This is a genomic window from Taishania pollutisoli (genome assembly GCF_014518315.1).
GTDB lineage: Bacteria > Bacteroidota > Bacteroidia > Flavobacteriales_D > Crocinitomicaceae > Taishania > Taishania pollutisoli.
Genome location: NZ_JACVEL010000015.1, coordinates 21669 through 46044 on the forward strand (window position 1 = coordinate 21669; position 24376 = coordinate 46044).

Annotated in this window: 19 protein-coding genes; 14 read left to right on the forward strand and 5 right to left on the reverse strand. The window is 40.4% G+C overall.

Features of this window, described 5'->3' with window-relative positions:
* The first annotated feature begins 71 nt into the window (after positions 1 to 71).
* The 8 genes from H9Y05_RS14990 (at position 72) to H9Y05_RS15025 (ending at position 10252) form a co-directional block, all read left to right on the forward strand.
* Positions 72 to 1250 carry a sigma-54-dependent transcriptional regulator gene (locus H9Y05_RS14990; RefSeq protein WP_163492914.1) on the forward strand — a complete coding sequence of 393 codons (1179 nt, stop codon included), beginning with the start codon at positions 72 to 74 and terminating at the stop codon, positions 1248 to 1250.
* A gap of 24 nt (positions 1251 to 1274) precedes the next feature.
* The gene (locus H9Y05_RS14995; protein WP_163492913.1) at positions 1275 to 4391 is read left to right on the forward strand and encodes a YfhO family protein; all 3117 of its coding nucleotides are present in this window, start codon (positions 1275 to 1277) and stop codon (positions 4389 to 4391) included.
* A 25-nt stretch (positions 4392 to 4416) separates the two neighbouring features.
* The gene (locus H9Y05_RS15000) at positions 4417 to 5334 is read left to right on the forward strand and encodes a glycosyltransferase (RefSeq protein ID WP_163492912.1); all 918 of its coding nucleotides are present in this window, start codon (positions 4417 to 4419) and stop codon (positions 5332 to 5334) included.
* Between the two features lie 131 nt (positions 5335 to 5465).
* The gene (locus H9Y05_RS15005) at positions 5466 to 6218 is read left to right on the forward strand and encodes an FkbM family methyltransferase (protein WP_163492911.1); all 753 of its coding nucleotides are present in this window, start codon (positions 5466 to 5468) and stop codon (positions 6216 to 6218) included.
* 15 nt (positions 6219 to 6233) lie between these two features.
* On the forward strand, positions 6234 to 6836 hold the full coding sequence (locus H9Y05_RS15010) for a class I SAM-dependent methyltransferase (protein ID WP_163492910.1): 603 nt from the start codon (positions 6234 to 6236) through the stop codon (positions 6834 to 6836).
* Positions 6833 to 7660: a LicD family protein gene (locus H9Y05_RS15015; RefSeq protein WP_163492909.1), complete on the forward strand. Its 828-nt coding sequence runs from the start codon at positions 6833 to 6835 to the stop codon at positions 7658 to 7660. Before H9Y05_RS15010 ends, H9Y05_RS15015 begins: the two co-directional genes overlap by 4 nt.
* Positions 7657 to 8646, forward strand: a complete 990-nt coding sequence (locus tag H9Y05_RS15020) for a glycosyltransferase family 2 protein (protein WP_163492908.1) — start codon at positions 7657 to 7659, stop codon at positions 8644 to 8646. Before H9Y05_RS15015 ends, H9Y05_RS15020 begins: the two co-directional genes overlap by 4 nt.
* Positions 8647 to 8749: 103 nt before the next feature.
* Positions 8750 to 10252 (forward strand): lipopolysaccharide biosynthesis protein, encoded by a 1503-nt coding sequence (locus H9Y05_RS15025; protein ID WP_216714752.1) that lies wholly within the window; start codon positions 8750 to 8752, stop codon positions 10250 to 10252.
* Positions 10253 to 10420: 168 nt separating this feature from the next.
* On the opposite strand, the gene H9Y05_RS15030 is transcribed toward H9Y05_RS15025, so the two are convergent.
* Positions 10421 to 13474: a T9SS type B sorting domain-containing protein gene (locus H9Y05_RS15030; RefSeq protein WP_216714753.1), complete on the reverse strand. Its 3054-nt coding sequence runs from the start codon at positions 13472 to 13474 to the stop codon at positions 10421 to 10423.
* Positions 13475 to 13650: 176 nt separating this feature from the next.
* Between H9Y05_RS15030 and H9Y05_RS15035 the strand changes: the two genes are divergently transcribed.
* On the forward strand, positions 13651 to 14718 hold the full coding sequence (locus tag H9Y05_RS15035; RefSeq protein WP_163492905.1) for a sensor histidine kinase: 1068 nt from the start codon (positions 13651 to 13653) through the stop codon (positions 14716 to 14718).
* Positions 14699 to 15457: a LytR/AlgR family response regulator transcription factor gene (locus tag H9Y05_RS15040; RefSeq protein ID WP_216714754.1), complete on the forward strand. Its 759-nt coding sequence runs from the start codon at positions 14699 to 14701 to the stop codon at positions 15455 to 15457. The genes H9Y05_RS15035 and H9Y05_RS15040 overlap by 20 nt, the downstream gene beginning before the upstream one ends.
* Before the next feature lies 1 nt (position 15458).
* Here the strand turns inward: H9Y05_RS15040 and H9Y05_RS15045 are convergent, their stop codons facing one another.
* Together H9Y05_RS15045 and H9Y05_RS15050 are read right to left on the reverse strand one after the other, a co-directional pair.
* On the reverse strand, positions 15459 to 16088 hold the full coding sequence (locus H9Y05_RS15045; RefSeq protein WP_216714755.1) for an NUDIX hydrolase: 630 nt from the start codon (positions 16086 to 16088) through the stop codon (positions 15459 to 15461).
* Positions 16088 to 16681, reverse strand: coding sequence for a hypothetical protein (locus H9Y05_RS15050; protein WP_216714756.1), 594 nt, complete (start codon positions 16679 to 16681; stop codon positions 16088 to 16090). The genes H9Y05_RS15045 and H9Y05_RS15050 overlap by 1 nt, the downstream gene beginning before the upstream one ends.
* 208 nt (positions 16682 to 16889) lie before the next feature.
* On the opposite strand from H9Y05_RS15050, the gene H9Y05_RS15055 reads away from it, so the two are divergent.
* The gene (locus H9Y05_RS15055; protein ID WP_216714757.1) at positions 16890 to 19322 is read left to right on the forward strand and encodes an outer membrane beta-barrel family protein; all 2433 of its coding nucleotides are present in this window, start codon (positions 16890 to 16892) and stop codon (positions 19320 to 19322) included.
* Between the two features lie 5 nt (positions 19323 to 19327).
* Here H9Y05_RS15055 and H9Y05_RS15060 read toward each other — a convergent pair whose 3' ends face one another.
* Positions 19328 to 19501: a hypothetical protein gene (locus tag H9Y05_RS15060; protein WP_163492900.1), complete on the reverse strand. Its 174-nt coding sequence runs from the start codon at positions 19499 to 19501 to the stop codon at positions 19328 to 19330.
* Between the two features lie 192 nt (positions 19502 to 19693).
* On the opposite strand from H9Y05_RS15060, the gene H9Y05_RS15065 reads away from it, so the two are divergent.
* The 3 genes from H9Y05_RS15065 (at position 19694) to H9Y05_RS15075 (ending at position 23366) form a co-directional block, all read left to right on the forward strand.
* A complete protein-coding gene (locus tag H9Y05_RS15065) occupies positions 19694 to 20134 on the forward strand; it encodes a deoxycytidylate deaminase (protein ID WP_163492899.1) in 441 nt (146 codons plus the stop codon).
* Positions 20124 to 21716: a S41 family peptidase gene (locus H9Y05_RS15070; RefSeq protein ID WP_216714758.1), complete on the forward strand. Its 1593-nt coding sequence runs from the start codon at positions 20124 to 20126 to the stop codon at positions 21714 to 21716. Before H9Y05_RS15065 ends, H9Y05_RS15070 begins: the two co-directional genes overlap by 11 nt.
* A gap of 132 nt (positions 21717 to 21848) precedes the next feature.
* The gene (locus H9Y05_RS15075) at positions 21849 to 23366 is read left to right on the forward strand and encodes a hypothetical protein (RefSeq protein WP_216714759.1); all 1518 of its coding nucleotides are present in this window, start codon (positions 21849 to 21851) and stop codon (positions 23364 to 23366) included.
* Between the two features lie 54 nt (positions 23367 to 23420).
* Here the strand turns inward: H9Y05_RS15075 and yaaA are convergent, their stop codons facing one another.
* On the reverse strand, positions 23421 to 24185 hold the full coding sequence (gene yaaA, locus H9Y05_RS15080) for a peroxide stress protein YaaA (protein ID WP_216714760.1): 765 nt from the start codon (positions 24183 to 24185) through the stop codon (positions 23421 to 23423).
* Between the last annotated feature and the right edge of the window lie 191 nt (positions 24186 to 24376).

The window sequence follows — 24376 nt, forward strand, 5'->3', positions numbered from 1 at the left end:
AGATATTTAATTATTCGCAGGATGTCTGCCTTTTACAGCTTCTTATTATCTTTACCCCCAAAGATTTTAAAATGAGCAAAATTCTTATCATTGATGATGAACGGGCGATTCGCCGTGCACTGCGTGAAATTCTTGAATTTGAAAAGTTCGATGTAGATGAGGCGGAAGATGGAAAGCAAGGAGTAGAAAAAGCCGTTTCAGAAGAATACGCTATTATTTTTTGTGACATTAAGATGCCGAATATGGATGGCATGGAGGTGTTGGATGCATTGAAAGATGCCGCTGTTGAATCACCTGTCATCATGATCAGCGGACACGGTACGATTGATACGGCTGTTCAGGCAATCAAGAAGGGAGCTTTTGATTTTATTGAAAAACCATTGGATTTGAACCGGATTCTGGTAACCATACGGAATGCTTCAGACAGAGCCGCTTTGGTGGAAGAACGAAAAGTATTAAAGAAAACCGTTCAGCGCTTCAAAGGAACTTCCATTATCGGGGAAACACCTGAAATTCTTCAGATCAAATCAATGATCGAGAAAGTGGCTCCTTCGGATGCCCGTGTACTGGTAACCGGAGAAAATGGTACCGGAAAAGAATTGGTTGCCCGCTCGTTACATGATTTATCGAACCGGAAAGATCAGGCATTCATTGAAGTGAATTGTGCTGCGATTCCGGCAGAACTGATTGAAAGTGAGTTGTTCGGACACGAAAAAGGAGCATTTACTTCCGCGATCAAACAAAAGAAAGGAAAATTTGAATTAGCCGAAGGAGGAACATTGTTCCTGGATGAAATCGGCGATATGTCCGCTTCTGCCCAGGCAAAAGTATTGAGAGCATTACAGGAGAATGTGATTCAACGGGTAGGAGGGGAGAAAGATATTAAAATCAATACCCGTGTTGTTGCCGCTACGAATAAAGATTTACGCAAAGAGATTGAAGAAGGGCGATTCCGGGAGGATTTGTACCATCGACTGGCTGTGATCCTGATTCATGTGCCCTCGCTGAATGAACGACGTGAAGACATTCCGGTATTGGCGGAACATTTCCTGACAATGGTCTGCAACGAGCACGGAATTTCCCGTAAAAACTTTTCACCGGATGCATTGGATGCACTGAAGCAAACGGACTGGACCGGAAATATCAGGGAACTGAGAAATATTATTGAGCGACTGGTTATTCTTTGTGGTGAAACCATCAAAGGAGAAGATGTCCGGTTATTTTCCAATCCTAAAACTGTTAAAAACTAATAAACCTTAAAGAGAAACGAATTTATGAAAACATTTTTTCAAAAGAACTGGATTCATTTTGCTGCCGTTGCAGTGATGTTTATTATTGTTGCAATCTATTTCCAACCAGTATTTGACGGTTATGCATTAAAGCAACATGACTTGGAACAATGGAGAGGGATGGCACAGGAAATCATATTCGTAGGAGAAAAGTTAGGTGAATATCCTTTGTGGACAAATTCAATGTTTGCCGGAATGCCCGCAGTTCAGATCATGATGTCGTATGGCGGAAATTTGTTTCATGAGGCGATGAAAATTTACTACGAAGTCGTTTCATTGCCAATCGGATTGGTTTTCCTGCATATGATCAGTTTTTATTTTATGGCATTGATGTTGCGAATCCGTCCTCTAATTGCTTTGATGGGAGCGATAGCGTATAGCTTTGCAAGCTATGAAATCATTATCATTCAGGCAGGACACTCTGCAAAATCAATGGCATCAGCATATCTGCCCTTGTTATTAGGAATGTTTATCTATGCATACAGGTATAAAAATTGGCTTGCAATCGTGTGCTCAGGTATTGTGATGACCGTTGAATTATCTTCTAACCACGTTCAGGTAACTTATTACATGATCTTTGTATTGATGTTTGTGGGAGTTTACTTTTTCATCGACGCAATTAAGAAAAAAGAAATGACTTCTTTTATGAAGGTCACAATCGGCTTGATTTTAGCTTATGGAATGGCTGGGGTTATTAACAGTCCAAACATACTATTAACAAACGAATATGCTAAAAATACCATTAGGGGGACAAATGACATCACGATTGCTCCGGATGGAACGGAGGCGACCAACCAATCAAAAGGTTTGGATAGGGATTATATTACGAATTGGTCGTATGGAATCGGTGAAACGTTTACATTTTTGTCTCCTGATGTGAAGGGAGGTGGATCTTTTGTATTGGGAGATAGTCAATTTCAATCCATTTTGGATGATTCCGATTTGAGTTCCGAATCAAAAAATAATTTGCGTAATTTCCCTGCTTACTGGGGGGAACAGCCATTTACTTCCGGCCCTGTTTATATAGGTGTCGTTGTCGTAATGCTTGCTTTTCTCGGTCTTATTTTTCTTAAGACAGAGTTGAAATGGGCTCTGTTTGCAGCAACATTATTGGCGATTGGATTGTCGTGGGGTAAAAATTATGTGTCTGCTTCAGTTCTTTTACCCATCATTTTGTTTTTATGCATTCCCTTTTTGAAAGGAAGAGCCGCATTTTTCTTCGCAGTTGGAAATATGTTGCTACTTCTCATTTTATTCGCGTTTGGGGATATGTTTGTGTCAAAAAGTTTGACCAATTTCTTCATTGATTATGTTCCCGGCTACAATAAATTCAGAACCGTTACGATTGTTTTGATTATCGTTGAACTCTGTGTGCCGGTATTAGGTGTTCTATTCCTTAATTTACTTGTCAATAAAAAAGAAGAGTTAAAAGAGAAAAAGAATCAGTTGATTCTGGCTGTTGTAGGTTTCTTTATCTTTTTATTCGTTGTTAAAATTGTAGGATTAGGGGACGGTTATACAAGTCAATCGGATAGGAATCAGTTGGCAGGTATAGAACAAAATATCACCAAGCAAATTTCATCCATGGACCCGAATGCACTCATGTCACAGTATAATTTAGATGTGAATAATCCAAAACAATTGGAGGCATTTGTCGGTCAACAAATGGAACAATATGAAAAAGGGTTTGAAGATTTGAAAGTAGTCCGACAAGATATTTTTGATGCAAGTTTAAATCGTTCTTTAATGTTCACATTCTTTGCGGGAGTGTTAATCTTGTTATTTGTTTTTGTTTCCCTTCCCTCTGTTGTTGTAATGGGTGGGGCTTTGTTATTGGTAATGATGGACATGATTCCTGTTGCAAACCAGTATTTGGGAAAACAGGAAGTTGGTATAAATTATAAATATTGGGAGGATAAAGGAGTAAACAAATATCCGTTTGCTGCGCGAGAAGCAGATGAGCAAATTATGCAGATGGAAATTCAGGCAAATCCTGCGCTGGAGAAAGTGATTCGAACTGCTGAACAATTTGCAAAAGAGAAAGCAAGTGATTTGGGAATCGAAGGAGCCGGAAGGAAGAATATGATTAATAGCTATCGATTTTCTGAATTGGGTCTCGCAACCAATTATCGTGTTTTTGATATGAGTGGAGGATTTAATAGCAGTTATACATCTTATCTGCATAAGTCATTTGGTGGATATCATGGTGCCAAACTGCGCAATTTTGCAAATCTTATTGATTTTCACGTGGCTCAAGGTAATAATAAGGTGTTTGATATGTTGAATGTCAAGTACTTTATCCACAATAATGAACAAGGCTCTTATGTTCAACCAAATGTGAAAGCAAAAGGAAATGCATGGTTGGTTAAGCGTGTAGAGACGTATGACACACCCAATGATGAAATCCGTGCATTAGGTACGCGATTTAAATTGGTAAATGAAGGTGTTGGTGAGCTGTATGTGAATGGAAAGAAAACAAAAGAATCGTTTGTGTATGGTGCTGAAAATATCCGCTATGTAATTAGTGGTTCAGATTCTGTTGAAGTGCCGTTGAGTAATGGAATGTCAGAAGGAATGTCAGCCATTTTTGTGATGGATAAAAACGGAAAACCGGATTTGGTAATGCCGCAAGTATTTGACAACGACACAGCACGATTGTCATTCCTGAAAATGGTAAAAGTAACAGCAGAGAATGAATTCAAAATAGATGAAGAAGTTGTAACGCTCAAAGAATGGGCGAAGAAACTTTCTCAGGAAACATATACAGCAGAAGGGACGGTGGCAATGACCAAATACAATCCGGATGAGATTACCTATGATGTGAACGTGAAAGGAAAACAGTTGATTGTATTCTCTGAAGTATTTTATCCTGAAGGATGGACAGCAACAGTAGATGGAAAAACAACTGAAATCTTGAAAGTGAATTATTTGCTTCGTGCAATTGAAGTGCCTGACGGGAAACATAAAGTGGTGTTATCTTTCGATCTTCCAAAGTATCACACACTCAATAAAGCTTCCTTTATAGCGTGTATTGCATTGATTGTAGCATTCATAGGCGTTCTTTATTTTGAATTGAAGAAAAGAAAAAAAGTACAAGAATAATTTCTTTGGATTGAAAATAAATAGAATGAAGAAACTGTCGATTGTTATCTGTACCTACAACAGGGAGAAGTATATAGCAGAATCCATTCTGGCGGCTTTAAACCAGACAGTACCTCAGGAAGAGTATCAGGTTATTGTTGTAAACAATAATTCAAAGGACAGGACGGATGAAATCTGCAGGGAATTGATGAGACAACATCAGTTCGATTATTTTGTAGAAACCAATCAAGGGAATTCATACGCACGAAACAGAGGGATTCAAGAATCAACAGGAGCTATTATTGTTTTTATTGACGATGACGCAATGATGGAACCTGATTATGTGAAAAACTTACTTTCCTTTTATCAGACATACCCGAATGTGGATGCTGCCGGTGGACGAATTTACCCGCGTTACGAAGAAAAAAAAGCGGAATGGCTGTCTCCCGTATTGATGCCGCTTATTGCAGCACTGGATTTGGGGAATAAACCCCAACCATTTCGCTGGGGGAAATTTCCCATTGGAGCGAATATGTCATTCAGAAAACAAGTCTTTGAAAAAATAGGCGTCTTTAATGTCGACCTGGGAAGAATCGGCACAAATTTACAAGGAGGAGATGAAAAAGATGTATTTGCAAGAATGCGTGTTGACTCCATGTCTATTTGGTACTGCCCCAATGCGGTTGTTCATCACATTATTCCCGCGTCAAGATTAGAGAAATCTTATATTAAAAGAATGGGAATAGGAGTTGGAGAAAGTGAATATAGACGAACCAAAATTATTGGACAACAGGCATTGTTAGTTGCTTGCCTGAAAGAATGTATAAAATGGGGGGTAACACTTGCGATGGCGTTCATGTATACCATTTTACTTCAGTTCCCCAAAGCTAAAATGTTGATTCAATTCAGAGGATGGGTGTCGAAAGGTTTGTTTTTTAATGATATTAATCTAAAAACGACCTGATGTGATTGTCGGTGACGTAAACAAGTCGAATAAAGAGGAAGCAAATCACATTGTTTGGTTTTTTTGATAATTTTGAGATGATTTGTATATGGATGCATGAATATGGGAATCAAAAAAGATAAAAGAGAATCATGAAAAATAAAGCAGATAGCTTAAGAAAGAAAATTTCAAGGATGTTGATTCCCCGAAGTTGGGTTGAGGTTGCTCTCAAGAAGTTAACCAATCGATTGATTAAGCAATATCAAAAAAAATATCCATGGTTGATCGTTCGAAAGAGTACCTCTGATCATTATGTTTTCCGGGATATTTTTTTACTTCATGAATTCCAGCTGCCAGTTGAGGTAAAGCCAAAATTGATTGTTGATCTTGGTGCCTATATCGGATTGTCAGCCTTGTATTATGCCGAAACATATCCGGATGCAAAGATCATTTGTGTTGAACCGGAAGATTCAAATTTTGAGTTGTTGCGCTCAAATACAGAAAGACTGAGGCAGGTAGAACTCATTAATGCCGGAGTTTGGTCTAAAAATGCAGGGCTTCGCATCAAAAATAAGGAAGTGGAAAAGTGGGCTTTTTCCCTGGAGGAAGTTCCGGAGGGAGAAGAATACGATGTTTTTGCGGTGACGATTGATTCCATTTTAGCGAAATCGGGATGTGATCGGATTGATATTTTAAAAATAGACGTTGAAGGAGCAGAAAAACAGCTATTTTCGGAAGGTTTTGAAAAATGGATCGATAAAGTAGATGTAATTGTCGTGGAATTGCATGACCGAATCATTGAAGGCTGTTCGAAAGCTGTTTACAATGCAATCGGTGAAACAGATTGGGCAGAATATAAAAAAGGCGAAAAGGTAATTTTTGTAAGAAAATTACTCATCAAGTAATAACTACACATCAAAATGATAAATAAAAATTATTGGGATAACTTTTATAAATTGAACATTGCTCCGAAAGAGGAGAGTAATTATGCTCGCTTTGTTTTAGATGCGATTACCCAAAACGATCAAAAAAATAAGAAACTGATTGACATAGCTTGTGGTAACGGTAGAGATACATTCTTTTTTCTTAATAATGGGATTTCCGCTACAGGAATCGATATATCTGTAACACCAGATTCTGATGAGCAGATTTTTATAAAAAACGATATTACCACATTTGATTACGAAGGGTATGAATTAATGTACATGCGGTTTATTGTTCATGCCCTGCGAGAAGAAGAATTAGACCGTTTAATTCTACAGATGTTAAAGAATTCCAAACCGTTCACTTTATTTATTGAAACACGATCTTCCAAAGGGATCACAGACGAAGCTAAATCAGAGACGTTTTTCAAATCATCCATAGGAGAAGAACACTTCCGAATGTTGTATTCTAAAGAGTACCTGATTGACAAATTTTCAACGCACTTTGATATCGTTTTTGTGGAAGAAAACACAGGTTTTTCAGTATACAAAGAAGATGATCCTGTCTGTATCCGATTTACATTGAAAACCCGTATATGAGATTAACAGAATCTGAGGACTTTAGTGTTTATAACGGAGAAGGAACAGTTCTTCGAAGAGCTCAAATGAGAATGTTGGACATTCTTATTGAGTTTGATACGATTTGCAGAAAACATAATATCTCCTATTGGATTGACTACGGAACCTTATTGGGAGCAGTTCGTCACGGTGGATTTATTCCCTGGGATGATGATTTGGATGTTTCTATTTTGAGAGAAGATTATCAAAAACTCTATACGATATTAGAGACGGAGCTCCCAACTGATTTTGTTTGTCAAGATTGGAGGAATGAACAAAAACTTACCATGAAATGCTTAAAAATTCGAGATACAAAATCGTATTACGCTGAACCGAATGTCCAAAAGGGAGATTTAAAACACCAAGGTATTTTTATGGATGTTTTTCCCATTGAACGAATCCCTACGGTAAAAATCAGGCGATTTATATCCAACATATATGGTAAAAGTTTTCGCCACAAACGAAGGTTGACAAATAGCAATGCTAAATACGTTCAAGCACTTATGTTGTGGCCTTTTTCAGTATGTTTGGGACAATGTTCACGCTTTATGGCTTATATCCTGAAAAGTAAAAGAGTGGCAAATATATACGGAGGATTGAATTTTCAATGCACACATTCAGTCAATGATCTTTTTCCTCTGAAAGAGATTTCATTCGAAGGAAAATTGTTTTATGCTCCGGCAAATTATGATCAGTATTTAAGAGATATTTACAAGGATTATATGCAAATTCCTCCTGTAGATAAACGTGCTGTTCATGCAACCGAAATCATCTTTCTTGAAGATGAAAAAAATAGCAAGGTATGAAAGACCCGCTAATTTCAGTCATTCTCCCTGTATACAATACGGAACGGTACATTGAAGCATCCATTCAAAGTGTACTGAATCAGACATACCGTAATTTTGAGTTGATTATTCTAAACGACGCTTCCACGGATGGAAGTAAAGAAATTATCCGTTCGTTCAATGATGAGAGAATTCGTTACGTGGAGAATGAGCAAAATCTAAGACTCATTAAGACATTAAACAAAGGCGTGGAATTAGCCCGTGGAGAATACATTGCAAGAATGGACGCAGATGATATTTGTCATCCTTCCAGATTTGAACGTCAGCTCCGCTTTTTACAGCAAGATAAAAGCTATGTGATGTGTGGAAGTTGGGCAAAAATCATCGATAGCAACGGGAATAAAACAGGACGCATTAAACGAATCGATACAGATGGATTACTGAAGGTAAATATGTTGTTCACTACACCGTTTGTCCACCCGACAGTAATGATAAAAACAGATGCCCTCAAAAAAAATCTGTATTCTGAAGAAGCCATTCACTGCGAGGACATGGAATTGTGGCCACGGCTGGCAATGAATACATCATTTCGATTTGCAACGATTCCCGAATACCTGTTGGAATACAGATGGCACGACAAAAATATATCTGTTGAACACTCCGTCCATCAATCTAATTTCCGTAGAAAAGTATTGAAACCGTATGTAGAAAGGTTGTCAGGTGAATTGACAGAAGACGATTTACAAACTCATTTTTCTCTCTTTGAACGGAATGTGAATTTCAAAAATAGCCAGGTGAGAGAAAAAACAAGGAAGTGGATCCTGTTTTTAATCGAACAAAACGCAGCTAAAAAACAGTATGATCAATCCGATTTAAAAGCACTTCTATTAAGCCGATGGTTTTTATTAAATCTAAGGAGTGGAACAATGTATCTGTTTGGTAGTGGAATTTCATGGTTTTCCCCTTCTGTTTTTATCAAAACATTTCGCTTATTGTATTATAAGTAACGATTGAAAAGAGGCAAGACCTTGAAATCAGATATAAATTACAGGTTTATTCAGCATCTTAGGGTGAAATATTGTACTTTCGTCCCACACGAATTTTGTTTGAATGGGAATTGTCCAAAAAGATGCGTTTCGTACAACAGTCATCTCCTTGATAGGAGTTGCACTGGGCTATATCAATAAGGGACTCCTGTTTTTATTGATCCTGACACAGGAACAAATCGGGTTGATCAATTTATTAATTACTGTCGGAACCCTATTTGCCCAACTATCCAGTTTCGGTACCGCATTTACAACCCTCAAATTTTTTCCGTTTTTTAGAAATCACGACAACAAACACCATGGTTTTTTACCATTCATTATCCGGATCACAATTGCCGGTACACTGGCATCAATACTTGGTTTTTTTGTATTCAGATCGTTGATTGAATCCTGGTACATTGAAAAATCGGAGGATTTTGTCAATTATTACTGGTGGGTGCTACCCATAGGGATCGGATACGTCGTGTACTTGTTGCTGGAAGCATACCTGAGAAGTTTTTACAAGAACATTTTGTCCGTATTCTCATATGATATTATCCTGCGGTTGTGTGTTACAGCTTCCCTGGTTTTGTTCTGGAAGGAATGGATCTCATTCGATGTGTTTATTAAAATTAATGCCCTTGTTTATCTGGTTCCTCCAGCCATTTTGGTCGTTTACCTGTGGAAAACGAACGAGTTGTTTCTCTCCGTTAAGGACATCCGTATTTCCAAACGGTTTCAGAAGCTTATTTTTCGGTTCTCAGCATACAATTACCTGAATTCCCTGGGAGTTTCGCTTGTTATTTCCCTGGATGTCATGATGATTGCACAAATGATGGGATTGAAGCCGACAGGAGTATATTCCACGATCATTTTTTTAGCGAGTGCCCTGCTTGTCCCACACAGATCCTTGTTGCGGATCAGTGCCCCGTTGGTGGCTGAATACTGGAAAAACCGGGACATGAAAGCGATGAATGAGTTGTACAAAAAATCAGGTTCTGTTTCGTTGCTCATCGGTTTGGGAAGTTTCATCATTGTCTGGTTGAACATCGATCTGTTGTTTAGTTTTCTGGATGCTGAATTTCAACCGGGAATCTGGGTGTTTTTTTTCCTGATGATGGGACGCTTGTTTGAAATGTTTTTCGGATTAACAGGTATTATCTTCTCCACATCTAAAAAATACAAGTACGACTTGTATTTTACATCGGTATTGGTCGTCATTGTCTATGCAATGAATGTATGGTTCATTCCGAAATGGGGAATCGTCGGTGCTGCGGTTTCTACGGCAATTGCACTTATGTTGTTTAATTTCAGCCGTTATTTGTTTATTTCCTTTTCTTACCGGTTGAATCCTTTTGAAAAGAATCAGTTTATTGTTTTAGGATTGGGCATTCTGACCATTTTAGCCGGAGAATATTTCGGTGGAATGACAACCAACCTGTGGATACGGTCAGTCATCGTAACAATACTTTTCCTGTTATTGTTTGTATTGCCGGTCTTCATCTTTCAATTGGAAAAACAATCTGTAACCTACGTGAAAAATGCCTTGAATGCAGTTTCGGGAAAACTGAAATCTAAAAGAGAATAACAGAAGTATTTACTCTTTGTTCTTCAATGCAGACACAAGGGAACCCGCTCCTTCTGGCGATCAGTATATTCTATAATTATCTCTGATTTTTTGACCCCAGAATGGGATAGAAACAAAAAACGTGGAATCAAAACCGACCCCACGTTTTTTAATTCAGATCTATAATTTCTATCGCCCCTCTACATGTACAAACCCATGTTGTTTATTCCCATTGGGTAATTCAAGTATATATGTATACACTCCTCCGGTTACATAGAGTCCGGATTTGTCTCTCCCGTCCCATGTATTGTTGTAATTGTCGGAAGTGTACACAACATTTCCCCAACGATTCAGAATGGTTAGTTTTGAATGAGGAGCCAGCCCTGCAATAATGAAATAATCATTAACACCATCGCCGTTTGCGGTAATCACATTCGGAACGACAAACGGCCATTCAATGATCATTGTCATTGAATCGTAACATCCGCTGGCAGAATAAGCATACAATGTAATGGCACTTGGTCCGTCGAGTTGTTCAAATAAAACGGAAGGATTAGTGGCCGTTGTTGAAGTTCCGTTCGGCAATACCCATACATAATTAGTAGCATTGGTACTTTCATTAACCGTTTGAACCGTAATACTGGATTGTTGGATGAGGTTGAATTGTGCATCCGGTAGCACTTCAATACAGTAACTGTCATTTTGATTAACAGTTGTTGTACAACCATTCGCATCTGTGGCGACAAAAGATACATCCTGACACCCTGGGTCTGTTTCTGTGAAGAGAGCTCCCGAACAATCTCCTGTAACAACCTGCCCATTCACATACCAGGTACAATTCCCATTCGGAACGACACTGGAGGGTATTAACGTTACTTCTGCAGGCAGACAGTCTTCCGCTTGTGAAATAAAGGTAACATTCGGCGGTGTGGTAACCGTTAAGTTCAAGGTTGTGATCACATCACATCCGTTTGCATCTTGTGTTGTATGCGTAGCGACAGCCGCTCCTCCGGAAGTAATTGTCTGACCGTTCCATGAAAACGGTAAATCATAATTACAAATCTGAATGTTATCCGTCAGGTTCGTTTCATTATTGACATTGGCTACCGCTGTTACAACAGAACTCTGACATCCGTTTAAGGTTCCCGTAATGGCATATGTAACAGTCCCTCCGGTTCCGGATGCGGTCAATGCCTGGGAAATGGTATTTCCAGAACCGTTTGATGATCCGATAATATTTGTCGGTGCAGCGATCCAGTTGAACGTTGCTCCTGCAGGAACAGAGGTCAGTTGGAAGTTCGTCGTTCCGGACACGCAGAATGATTGTTGTGCAGGTGTCACCTGAATTTGCGGAACAGGGTTCACCGTAATATTGACAGAATTGACACTTTCACATCCATCCACATTGGTTCCTGTTACAGTATATGTTTCACTGCTGGACGGCGATGCTGTTACTGTACTTCCGCTTGTTGTATTTAATCCTGTTGCCGGAGACCAGGCGTAAGTATTTGCCCCGCTTACTGTAATTGATTGAGAAGCTCCGTTACAAATGGTTGCAGCAGTTGGATTAAACGTCAATACCGGTAATGCGGAAACAGTGACAGATGCAGTTACCGGTGTTCCGAAGCAGCCATCCAACTCAGGAGTAATCGAATACGTAGCAGATCCGTTGGTTGAACCTGTTGTTGTCAATATTTGAGTAATGGTGTTACCCGTTCCGTTTGCGCTTCCGTTTGTTCCCGTTCCGGATACTGTCCAGTCGAATGTTGTCCCTGACAAGTTAGAGGTAATCTGAAAATCAGTTGCTTCTCCGGAACAGATCAAATCAGTTGTCGGTGTAACTGTTGCAGTTGGCACCGGTTTGGTAACCACAGCACAGGTATCTGTCCCGCTACAATTGTAACGGTCAGTAACGGTTACAATATACGTAGCATCTGTTGTCGGTACGGTTTGCGATTGCGTCGTTGCTCCGTTGTTCCATGAATAGGTATATGGATTCGAACCTAAAATCGGATCTGCAGCAGCGATAACTGTTGTTTCATTGCTACAGACGATCACATCAGGTGTTGAAATCACCGGACAGAGGTTCACTTCAATGATCGATTTGGCGTTCGCCGTATTACAGTTCAGGTCATTCCAGAGTCCGTCCGGGTATATTTGTGTACATCCTTCATTACCTCCTGAATTATTCGGTTCTCCCGGAGCCCAGTTCGTATACGTAACAGGAGCCTGATCGTACCATACAAAATTTCCTTCTTCCGCTTCATCATTGAAACCAATCCAGATGACACCGGCTTCATTGATCCGGTTCAATTCATTCATAATGCATTCATTTTCCTGTGCATCCTGTACCGAAATCAGATTGGCTCCGTATATCTGTGCAAATGCCTGTGCGCTGCTTCCGGAGTTCGGAGAAGGATTTAAGAAATACATACTACAGTCACTGTAACAAAGCGGTAATTCCAGGCATCCCGCTCCTAAGAATGTTGAACGGATCAATTCGATGTCACAGGTGTTCGCTACCGGATCAGGACAGCCGACGGAATTTGTTCCATAATCACACGGACACAAATCATCCAGGTCGTTTACACCATCCCCGTCCGAATCCATGTTGGCGCTGTTCGTGCCATTTGCTACTAAGAGAAGTCCGTAGGGATTTGTCGCTCCTACAGGCGAACTCGGCGCATTGTAAACAAGAATATCCACATAGTTCGTCCCAACTACCCACGGTCCGTTGAGGTAAATATTCAATTGGTTCCCGGGGCCGAAACCTCCTCCTGAAATTCCCTGGGAGTTTCCATTGATAAAAACATCAATTATGCTGTTGTCAACATATCCGTCAAAACTCAGGATGTAATTTCCCTGAACGGTTACACTATTTCCATTACAATCCGGAGGTAAATTGAGTGTTAGACGAAAATACCGGTACCCATGTGCAGTGTTGGTTGCACAATTACTTTCTGTTCCCGTAATCCAGTTCCCGTTGTTTAAAGGAGGCGTTAGCGTCGAAGGATCGACCCATGCCCCCGGGGCACAGTTGTTATTGATCAGCGTGGGACCGTATGTCTGTCCCATCGGATTCCCCGGAAGTGTTGTCGACCAGGGAGAACACAACCAGATCGGGTCTTGCGTGCCGGGTGCTCCCTGTCCGGTAGACAGCGTTGCGGGATTTGGAAAATACTGTGCGATTGAAAATTGACAGAGTAGTAATAATAAAAGAGTTGATAAGGTAATTCTTTTCATTTTTTAGTAGCTTTAGTCTTTTAGTGTTCAAAACGAAAAAACAACTTAAAAAGTTGTCTGACAATAAAAAAAGTTTCTGCAAAAATAATATAAAGAGTTTAAAGTCATATACTTTTTTGTCCGTTTGGAATATTTTTTTAATAAACCTGATTTGATTTAGTTCTAATTTTGCACCTATGGAATACAAAATCCCGGTCGACGATCTGTTTAAGTATAGTTTCAAATTCTCACTGTTCATTATGCTCACAGCGTTTGTGAGTATCTATGTGATGGAAGGAGATCTGAAAATTGTGATTTTCCGTACAATCATGGCGTTCGTACAATTTTACGGATGTTTTCTCATTAACATCTACCTGTACTTGAAAATGCAGAAACGGGAAGGGCCGTTTAGTGAGCGACTGAAGATCATTGCAGGAATTCTCATTACGATCGTTTTTACAAGTATTACCACAATTACGACGCAATACGCCATGAAAATAGGGTGGTTGCCCAATGATTTAAATGATGAACGAATCCTGGAAGTATTCAATAGCTGGAAAGTCTATATTTTCATTCCTTTTCTTGCTACCGTTATTTTTACAACAGTTCATTTCTTCCACCGGTTTGTGATTCTGGCCTATGCCACCAAACAGTCCGAGCTGGAAGTCGTAAGACTGCAGACAGCGAACGCGGAAACAACGAACCAATTGCTCAAACAGCAAATTCAACCGCACTTCTTGTTCAATGCATTGAATACACTCAAGTCGTTGATCAAAAAACAACCGGATGTTGCTGAAAATTACCTGATTCAGCTGTCAGATTTTTTAAGAGCTTCTATTTCCGGACACAGAACAGATACCGTGTCTTTAAGGGAGGAATTGACGTTGTGTGAGAATTACATGCAAATGCAAAAGACCCGGTTCGGAGAAGCGTTGAAGTACCAGGTGGACATTCCCGAAGACTACTTTGACCGGTACTCAATTCCTTTTTTCTCTCTTCAGCCTTTGCTGGAAAATGCGATTAAGCACAACGAGCTGACAAAACAATCGCCGTTGTCCATTCAACTGTTTGTAGAAGGAAAAGACATTCTTGTAAAGAACAACCTGCGACTGAAAAAAAACGTGGAAACATCGACCGGAAACGGATTGACCAACTTAAAAGAACGCTACCGGATTTTGTTTGATGAAGAAATAAAAATTGAACAGACAGCAGATGCGTTCATTGTGGGGATTAAATTAATTTCAAATGAAAATCGTAGTAATTGAAGACGAGCAATTAATTGCGGAAGACCTGATTGATATCTTGAAGATAATCAGTCCGGATTGTGAGATTGTGGCACACCTCTCCAGTGTGAGAGAAGGAAATGACTTCTTTTCAGGGAATTACCAGGTAGACCTTATTTTTAGCGATATTCAACTGGGAGACGGTCTGAGTTTTGAACTGTTTAAAAACTTTCAACCCCATATCCCGGTTATTTTTTGTACAGCCTATGATGAATATGCGATTGAAGCCTTTAAAGCCAACGGAATCGATTACATTCTGAAACCATATTCAGCCAAAAATATAAAGGAAGCGCTGGAACATTACTCGAATTTAAAAGCAGGGTTTATTGCCGGGGAACAAAATTTATCCAAATCAATTGATGACTTTACCTCTAAAACGGCTTCCCATACCACCATTTTAGTTCACCACAAAGAGAAAATCATTCCATTGAGTGTTACGGAGATTGCATTGGCCTATATCCGTAATGAAATGGTCTTTCTACGCACCTTCGAAGGAGTCAATTACATGATCAATAAAAGCCTGGATGAACTGGATCAGCTATTGGGTACGGATTTTTACAGGGCCAACCGCCAATTCATCGTTAACCGGATGGCAGTTCAGGACGTTACTACTTTTTTGTCACGCAAGTACTCCGTCAACCTGACGATCCCGTTTCCAGAACAAATAACAGTCAGTAAAGAAAAAATGACCGCTTTCCTGAAATGGCTGAGAAAAGAGTAAATCAACTCAGCAGCTCTCTGAATTCACTCAGAATAATTGCAGTTGCTCCCCATACAACATGATTGTCAATATCAAAATAAGGAACGTCTTTCAGATTCATTCCTGAAGATACCCGGATTGTTGTCGTTTTTACAATGGATTTGCGTCGAAGATCTGCAACAGGAAATTGAATGATCTTTGCAACCTCTCGTGCGTCGGGAAGAAATGGTTGAGGTCCTTCACAAAAGTACAGAAACGGTTGGACAGAAAACTTACTGACAGGAATAAACAATTCTGTTAGCTGTCCCAGGTAATGTTCTTCGGAAAGTTTCCACCCGATTTCTTCCTCTGTTTCCCGTCGTGCAGTGTATTCCATTGTCAGGTCATCCGGTTCTGCTTTTCCGCCCGGAAGACTGATTTGTCCCCCGTGATTACCATTGTAATCGGGACGTTGAATAAGAATGGAATGTACGTTATTGTCGACCGGGTAACAAACAATGGCAACGGCGGATGCCCTGTATTCTTCAATGTCGGGAACTTCTTCACGAATCAACGGACGTTTCCCGGGAGTCAGCAACTTGTGCGCTTCGATACCTGGTAGCGGATGGTTAAAAGAAGTACGTATTTGCGTAAGAAATTCTTCCGAAGTCATTACCGTATGGATTTAATCAGCGACAGGAAGTCATCCAGGAGATAAGACATGTTATCCTTTCCGGCAACCATCTGGACAACATAAAAATTACCTTTAAATGAAATGGTTCCGATGAGGTAGTGCAGGTCGTAATTATTTCCATTGTGTGTATCCTCCACCGATTGCATCCAACCTTTTTTCTTCGTTTTTGAATACAATTCAATCGGTTCTGAAACAATTGAATTTTGACTTGCAGCCTTGCGTTTTTTTACGAAGTAATCCCTCAGTGCTTCCAGATCCGGTTGGTTTTCCTGCTCATTCTGAAATTGAATGCCGGATAGCGATGCTGGTGTAAACCGTTCGATGGACACCAGGATTTCCGTATTGGGTGTGCTGTAAGTGAGCGAGTTTGCCGAATTGAGTGAGAAATGAGAATAATAATCTGTTTCAAATAATTCAGAAAGCTCAAACCGGATTCCCAGGCCGTTTCTGCCTGTAGGATTCGGTAGATTTAAATCATTTTCCTCAATTTTTTTTTGTGTCTGGTTAACAGATCCCGGGCATCCCGTAAGAAGAAAACCGAGTAAAGGAATAAGCAACAAATGGATTCTCATGACTCTAAATTACAGATTTTATCCATATTCAATTCTATTTTTTGGGAATTTGTTAAACTGTGTTAGTTTTTTGTTAAAACTGGATGTGCCGGGAACCGGAAAAACTGAAAATCTGCTAAAGATCGTATATTCGTGACGCGTTAAAAACCGGATGCGTTAAAAACAAGTTGAAAAATAAGTTGTTACGCTGCTAATAATAGAGTTAAACATGACCAGGTATTATTTCTTTTTTCTTTTATTTCTTCCCGTAATTACTTTTGGACAGACAACTGTTTCCGGAGAAGTGGCAGACAGTGTTACAGGACAGGCAATGGAATTTGTGTCCGTAAAACTGTTTACTGAAAAAGATTCGGTGCTGAAAACGGGAGCCTACACCGATGAAAAGGGAAAGTTTATCATGGATAATATCCCGGGAGGGAATTACTACATTGTGGTAGGATTCTCCGGGTACGAGGACAAGCAGATCAGCTCGGTTAAATTAACAGGACAACCGGTCTATTCAATCGGAAGAGTTGCACTCGCCCCCGTCAACTTGAAGCAAATTGATGAGCTGGTTGTTGTCGGGAAGATGGAAGTACTCAGTGCCGGGATTGACAAAAAAGTATACAATGTAGATCAGGATATTGTGGCGAGAGGTGCAGGAGCGGATGAGGTGTTGAACAATATTCCTTCCATTACCCTGGATGAAGAAGGACGCGTCTCCCTGAGAGGAGAAGGAAGTGTAACGATCCTAATCAACGGACAACCCAGCTCACTGACAGGATCGGGAGGAGATTTGCTGAGCAGTATTCCGGCCAGTACAATCGAACGGATTGAAGTGGTTACCAATCCGTCAGCAAAATATGATCCTGACGGAACTTCCGGTATTATCAACATCGTGTTGAAAAAGAACAAGGTCAGAGGAATCAACGGGCAGATTGCGGCAACAGGAGGCATTCCCGGACATGACCACAAGTTGAACGCAGCATTGAGCTTCCGCAACGATAAACTGAACGTTTACGGATCTTACGCATTTGACTACATGGAAGGATACAGAAACAATTTTGGTGACATTGAACGGGTAATCGGAACAGATTCATTAATGAACTTAAATCAGACACGTTATGGAACTGATTTTAAACGCGGACACATGGCACGCCTGGGATTGGATTGGTACCTGAGCAATAACAGTACATTCGGAATCTCCGGAAACGGACAGATCAGTGCAAGAAGAAGAACCGGAGATCAGTTGAATGAACAGTTTATCGCCTCCGAATCCGTTACCAATGAATGGGTGAGACGTTCCGAAGAGCCGGAAAACAGAAAAGGAATTGATTTAAATGCCTATTTCAACCACAATTTTAAGAATGAATTGAGTAAATTTTCTTCCAGTATTAATTATTCGACATCCGACCGAACGGAGGATGGGTACTTCAGCCAGGATTACCGGGTATTCGGAGGAGCCATTACAACCATGAATACAATCTACCAGAATCAATATTCGGCCAGCAACGACGGGATTTTTACCGCGCAGGCCGATTACGAACAGATTGTACCTAAAATAAAAGCACGCTATGAAGTAGGAATCAAAGCCATTCTTCGGGATGAAAAACTGAATTCATCTTCTGCCTCATACGATTATGCCTTACAGGATTTTGTTACAGATACATTTGCAACATACGATTACAAATACAATGAAAATGTGTACAGTGCATATGGTACGTTTGGACAGGAATTAGGAAAATTGAAGTATCAGGCGGGATTGAGAGGAGAATATGTACTGCAGGATCCGCGTTTGCTTTCTGAAAATAAAACCTATACAAAAGAATATGCGCAGTTATATCCTTCCGCTCACGTTCGCTATGCGACGGGAGAACGTTCAGAGATCAGTTTTGGTTATTCCAGACGGATTAACCGCCCGAACTCAAGAGACCTGAATCCGTTTACAAACTATTCGGATCCATTCAACCTGCGGACAGGAAACCCGGATCTGAAACCTGAATTCATTCACTCATTTGACCTGGGATATACACAAACCTTTAAATCCATGTCATTGACCGGAAGTGTATATTACCGTCATACAACGGATGTCATCCAGCGGGTTAAGATTTTCTACGATGACAATACCGCAGCGGTGACAATGGCGAATATCGATGTCAGCCAGACAGTTGGAGGGGAGCTGATTTTTCAGTTCCGTCCGCTGCCATGGTGGAGAAATACCATCTCATTCAACGGAAATTATATTGATTACCAAAATGCGTCTACAGCATCTGATAACTGGAACAACAGTGGGTTTAACTGGGGAGTAAAATACAATGGAAGTATCGATTTTTGGAAAAAGACAGCAACGTTTCAGGTCAATGCGACCTACAATGCACCCCGGGTGACAGCACAAGGAATTATTTACCTGTGGAACTTTGTTGATATTGCCGTTCAAAAGCAATTTTTCGGAAAGAAATTTTCTGTCGGGGTAAAACTGGCGGATGTCTTTAATACGAAAGGCTTCAAAATGCGCATCGATCAGCCGACATTGAGACAATACTCGGATTTTGATTTTCAGACCAGACGCGTGTACCTTACGCTGACGTATAATTTCGGGAAAATGGAATTCTCACAAAAACAATTGCCGAAAGATACCGAAGGTGGAGGAGGTGATTTCTAAAATATTTAAATCGTAGAAACAACCGGTTTGACTTTTTTATCCCCTTTTTTCTTCTGTTGAGAAACGCCCAATCCTTTCAGTGCCTCATCGAAAGGAGAGGCAGTCTTTCGCAATTTACTCGGTGCCTCCTGACCGTTTAATGTCGAGAGTCGTGTGTGGGTAATGGCTGCTTTTTTCATAACGATGAGTTTTATTTTTTAGCAAGATACACAATATATGTGCCAATCTATTAACGAATGATTAAACGGATCGGTTGGTTGAGTGAACGGGAAAAAGTGCAAAGGTATGATTGAATGATGTAAGTGACCGTAAATTTTCCCGATCATTCAAGAGTGATTGACTGAATGAAAAATGATTATTTTTGTAGGAATATGAGTGTGAAAGTAAACAAACAATTACGGTACGATCAGGCCTACCTGAAAATGGCAAAAAGCTGGTCAGAGCTATCTCACTGTAAGCGAAAAAAGGTCGGGGCCATCATCGTTAAAAACGATATGATTATCTCTGACGGATACAACGGGACACCATCGGGATTTGACAATTGCTGTGAAAACAGCCAGGGAGAAACACATTGGTATGTGCTGCATGCCGAGGCCAACGCTATCTTAAAAGTAGCCAAGTCGACCAACAACGCACACGGTGCAACCCTATATCTGACACTTTCTCCGTGTAAAGACTGCAGTAAGTTGATCTTACAGGCCGGTATCAGACGAGTAGTATACGCAATGAATTACAAAGACACTTCGGGAGTTGACTTTTTGAAAAGTGCAGGGATTGAAGTGGAACAAATTAATGTCACAGATGGAGAATAACAATATACGACTATGGACACCCGTTTTGATCGGAATTGCCATGGCAGCAGGAGTTTTCTTTGGTCGTCAAATGGCTGTGCCCGCTGGTTCCGGTGCAGGATTGGAATACGGGTATGAGAATTCGAATTATCAAAAGATGCAGGACATCATCGAAATTATTGATAATTATTACGTCGACAGTGTAAACAGAGACGAATTGTTTGAGCAAACCATTGAAGACATGTTGCACAAACTGGATCCGCACTCCAATTATATCTCAGCAAAAGATTTGCAATTGGCGAATGAGCAGATTCAGGGAGAATTTTCAGGAATCGGCGTGCGTTTTTTTATCCTGCGTGATACCGTGTGTGTAACAAACGTAATCAAAGGTTCGCCATCCGAACAGGCGGGATTGAAAGCAGGAGACAAAATTGTAAAAGTAGACGGAAAGACAGTTGCAGGAGTAAAAATCTCGAACGACGGAATTATGTCTAAGCTAAAAGGGCGTACCAATACGGAAGTAAAGGTAGATATTCTTCGTAACGGAAAGCAATTGACAAAATCGATTATCCGGGGAGCGATTCCGATTTATTCTGTCTCTGCGGCATATATGATCGATCCGGAAACAGGATTTATTAAAATTGACCAGTTCTCATTGACAACAGAAGAAGAATTCAGACAGGCCTCTGAAAAATTAATGACCAAAGGAATGAAGCGACTCGTGCTTGACCTGAGAGGAAACGCAGGCGGAGTATTGCAGACAGCAACCCAGATTGCAGATGAATTCCTGTCCAACAATAAAATCATTGTTTCAACGAAAGGACAACACTCAAAAGAACGTTTTTACAGAGCAACCGGTAAGGGAAATCTTGAGAACATAAAGGTAGCTGTACTGATCAATGAAAATTCCGCTTCGGCAAGTGAAATCCTGGCAGGAGCATTGCAGGACAACGACCGTGCAACAATTGTAGGAAGAAGAAGTTTTGGAAAAGGATTGGTGCAGGAAGATATGAAACTACGCGACAACAGTAGTTTGCGGTTGACCATTGCGCGGTATTACACACCAACGGGAAGAAGCATTCAAAAACCGTATAACGGAAACATTGAAGACTATTACCACGATCAGATCGACCGGTACGACAATGGAGAATTGTATGCGCCGGATACAACCAAGTTTGTTGATTCACTCAAATTTGTTACCCCGAAAGGAAAAGTTGTGTACGGAGGAGGCGGAATTATGCCGGATGTGTTTGTTGCGGTTGATACCGTTGGCAACAGCTGGTACCTGGCACAATTGAGGTATACGATGTCTTTCCAGGCATTCGCGTTTGACTTTGCGAACGGAAAATACGATCAGTGGAAAACACCACAGGAGTATGCACGTACCTTTCATATTTCGGATGCGTTGCTCAATCAATTCCTGAAATTCAGTGAAAAAGAATCAGGTGTTAAGATTGATCAAACCGGGTTGAAAACAAGTAAACAATGGATTAAGAATATTCTGAAAGCTGAAATTGCACGCCAGATCTGGACGGAAGAAGGTTACTTTATCGTTATGAATCAGATAGACAAAGAGGTCCAGACAGCGTTGAAGCATTTTTAAAGGATAATTTCGAATAGTGAATCATGAATGTGGAATGATCAATTATCAAATGACGTGAGTGTAATGCATTGTTCTGAACCCATAATAATTAACACTTGATAATTGCCCCATTGATAACTGATAATTAAAAAAATGAAATACTACGCTTACGCCGAATTAAGCCGTTTGTTGAATGAACCCGTTCGTTTCGATAAGTTGGATGACTACATACACGGATCAACTGATCCCGTATTGGTGGAATTTCTGGAATACCTGAAGCGTCCGAATGCAGAATTGTTTATCGGCTGGATGGAGCAATGGAAGGAATTGCGGGAAATTGTGTTGAAAGGAGAGACATCCGGATCTTTTTCTGACTACCTGCGTGTGCAGGGGCATACACTCTATGCATCATTTCAACAGTTCGTAACTCCTTTTTTATTTCCGCAATTGATGCGTACAGCTGAAAGCGGGATGTTGAGCCCGACATTGGAATATGTAACCGTTCTGGAACCGGATGCAAGAGCAATTATTGAAAATGTAATTTATGAACAGATAAGTAGGTTGTTTACTGCTGTTCACCAGTTACAAGCACAGAAAAAGGTGACAGAAGAACAATTGGTTCCAGTCATTCACGAAGTGGTAAATGATCAGATTACAGCCGTTCTGAATGCTTTCTCGAAACGTTCTTATGTACATGTGATCAGTTATGTAGAACATTGTTTTTCTGTATTAGAATCCAAAGGTTGTACAGTGCGGTTGGCAAACTGGATTGTGAAGCAATTACAACAACTGAAATTGAACCCGGATCACCTCCGTCAATTGTCCGATTTTCAACAAAAATTACGGTCAGGTGAGGTGCGTGTCGAAAACAAAGGAACACGTATGTCCGGTAGCTGGCTGAAACCGGTTTTAACTGTTGGAACCCTGGTTGTTTTTGCTGGATTGATTACCTGGATCATCGTATTCAAGCCTTGGAGTGAACACCCGGATCCCCAGGAATTAGCAGGCGGATCGTCCTTTACTGAATTTACAGTGGAAGAACGTAAACACATAGACTCACTCTTGAAAATTATTCAACCCGAACCGCTGTTTCAGTATTCGGAAGAACAGGATTTTTACATCGAAGGACGAGAGCTGATGGTGGATGCCCGAAAAGAATTTTCAAACACAAAAGTGGATAATTTCTACAAAGCATGGGAGGAGTACCTGCTGAAAGATTCCATGCAAACTCCGCAGAAGTGTAAAGAATTGGCAAAACAGATCACAAAAGATGTCCTTCCGGAAGGATTTACTAAACTGAGTGAGAAAAAGAACGGAAAACCGACATTTGTACGCAATGAATCCGATTTTGCCGTACAAGTACTGGTGTTTAATGATCAACCGGGGGCGAAAGCTTATTATTGTGAGTTGAAAAAAGATGAACAGGTAGAGTTTAACATGAATCCGGGGGAGTTCATTGCCGTTGTTGCCGGAAAACATGCCATTCCGTATCAGGCTGCAACTGAAAGTATTGTTTTCTGTGAAATTGATAATGCGACCATTAGTTCCTTACTGACCTCTTATGTGCTGAAAGCAAGTAATGAGTATAGCTTTAAGTTCTTGATCTCAGGAACGAATATTTCCGACTTTCAATTGATTGATATGTATGGTGTACTGGAACTTAACAGGTAAGTTATTCAGTGACCAATCAGGAAATGACGGAGGTTGGCCCTGTTTCGATGCGTGTTAACGTGTAAACACCCATTCATCGGCTGTTGATAAATTAGCGTCAAACCGATATCCGTCGCTGTCGAATGCCTTGAGATCTTCCGGGTGACTTAATTTGTTCTTTATTATATAATGCGCCATTGACCCGCGGGCATTTTTTGCATAGGTCATAATCACTTTGTACTCCCCATTTTTGAATTCTTTGAAAACAGGTGTAATTAACCGGTGTTTTAATTGTTTGTGTTGAATCGCTTTGAAATATTCAGAAGAAGCAAGGTTAATAATCACTTCACCTGTTGCCAGCTCATCCGTTAATGCCTTATTCAATTTAAGTCCCCAGAAATCGTACAGGTTTTTTGTTTTAGGGGTAATGGCCCATTTGGTTCCCATTTCCAGTCGGTAAGGGTAGAGGAGATCCAATGGTTTCAAAATACCATACAGCCCGGATAGAATACGGAGATTCTCATTCGCATACAGGAAATCAGCAGTGTCAAATGACGAGACATTCAATCCCCGGTAAACCTCTCCCGTAAAAACGGTAACTGCGGGTTTGCTTGTTTCAGATAGCGCAACCGGGAGCGTCCAGTTTTTATTCCTGTTAACGTTCAGTTCAGCAATATCCCTGGAAACATGCATCAGTTTTTCCAGTTTCCCGGCAGATAATTTCGACAATTTGTTCATGAGCGTGTCCGCTTCTTTTAGAAACTGAGCAGTTGTAACCTGTGGAACAGGAATGTCAATCGTCATGTCAATTGATTTGGCCGGGGAAATTAGAATTTTCATATAGATGGTGTTTGTTGTATATCTCGCTGCAAATATACAAAACCAGTCATACGATAACGGCAGTGATTATAAAAAATACAACCGAGCGATTTAAAAACAAATGAAAAATACAACTTTAGAAAGAAGGACACGAAATGGTTCTGAACTGCGGAATTTTCTTCTTACAATTCAGGTTCAGTCCCAGTGACACC

What these genes read in the sequence shown, in the direction of transcription:
- H9Y05_RS14990 (WP_163492914.1), top strand. Translation starts at nt 72, where the DNA reads ATGAGCAAAATTCTTATCATTGATGATGAACGGGCGATTCGCCGTGCA.
- H9Y05_RS14995 (WP_163492913.1), top strand. Translation starts at nt 1,275, where the DNA reads ATGAAAACATTTTTTCAAAAGAACTGGATTCATTTTGCTGCCGTTGCA.
- H9Y05_RS15000 (WP_163492912.1), top strand. Translation starts at nt 4,417, where the DNA reads ATGAAGAAACTGTCGATTGTTATCTGTACCTACAACAGGGAGAAGTAT.
- H9Y05_RS15005 (WP_163492911.1), top strand. Translation starts at nt 5,466, where the DNA reads ATGAAAAATAAAGCAGATAGCTTAAGAAAGAAAATTTCAAGGATGTTG.
- H9Y05_RS15010 (WP_163492910.1), top strand. Translation starts at nt 6,234, where the DNA reads ATGATAAATAAAAATTATTGGGATAACTTTTATAAATTGAACATTGCT.
- H9Y05_RS15015 (WP_163492909.1), top strand. Translation starts at nt 6,833, where the DNA reads ATGAGATTAACAGAATCTGAGGACTTTAGTGTTTATAACGGAGAAGGA.
- H9Y05_RS15020 (WP_163492908.1), top strand. Translation starts at nt 7,657, where the DNA reads ATGAAAGACCCGCTAATTTCAGTCATTCTCCCTGTATACAATACGGAA.
- H9Y05_RS15025 (WP_216714752.1), top strand. Translation starts at nt 8,750, where the DNA reads ATGGGAATTGTCCAAAAAGATGCGTTTCGTACAACAGTCATCTCCTTG.
- H9Y05_RS15030 (WP_216714753.1), bottom strand. Translation starts at nt 13,474, where the DNA reads ATGAAAAGAATTACCTTATCAACTCTTTTATTATTACTACTCTGTCAA.
- H9Y05_RS15035 (WP_163492905.1), top strand. Translation starts at nt 13,651, where the DNA reads ATGGAATACAAAATCCCGGTCGACGATCTGTTTAAGTATAGTTTCAAA.
- H9Y05_RS15040 (WP_216714754.1), top strand. Translation starts at nt 14,699, where the DNA reads ATGAAAATCGTAGTAATTGAAGACGAGCAATTAATTGCGGAAGACCTG.
- H9Y05_RS15045 (WP_216714755.1), bottom strand. Translation starts at nt 16,088, where the DNA reads ATGACTTCGGAAGAATTTCTTACGCAAATACGTACTTCTTTTAACCAT.
- H9Y05_RS15050 (WP_216714756.1), bottom strand. Translation starts at nt 16,681, where the DNA reads ATGAGAATCCATTTGTTGCTTATTCCTTTACTCGGTTTTCTTCTTACG.
- H9Y05_RS15055 (WP_216714757.1), top strand. Translation starts at nt 16,890, where the DNA reads ATGACCAGGTATTATTTCTTTTTTCTTTTATTTCTTCCCGTAATTACT.
- H9Y05_RS15060 (WP_163492900.1), bottom strand. Translation starts at nt 19,501, where the DNA reads ATGAAAAAAGCAGCCATTACCCACACACGACTCTCGACATTAAACGGT.
- H9Y05_RS15065 (WP_163492899.1), top strand. Translation starts at nt 19,694, where the DNA reads ATGAGTGTGAAAGTAAACAAACAATTACGGTACGATCAGGCCTACCTG.
- H9Y05_RS15070 (WP_216714758.1), top strand. Translation starts at nt 20,124, where the DNA reads ATGGAGAATAACAATATACGACTATGGACACCCGTTTTGATCGGAATT.
- H9Y05_RS15075 (WP_216714759.1), top strand. Translation starts at nt 21,849, where the DNA reads ATGAAATACTACGCTTACGCCGAATTAAGCCGTTTGTTGAATGAACCC.
- yaaA (WP_216714760.1), bottom strand. Translation starts at nt 24,185, where the DNA reads ATGAAAATTCTAATTTCCCCGGCCAAATCAATTGACATGACGATTGAC.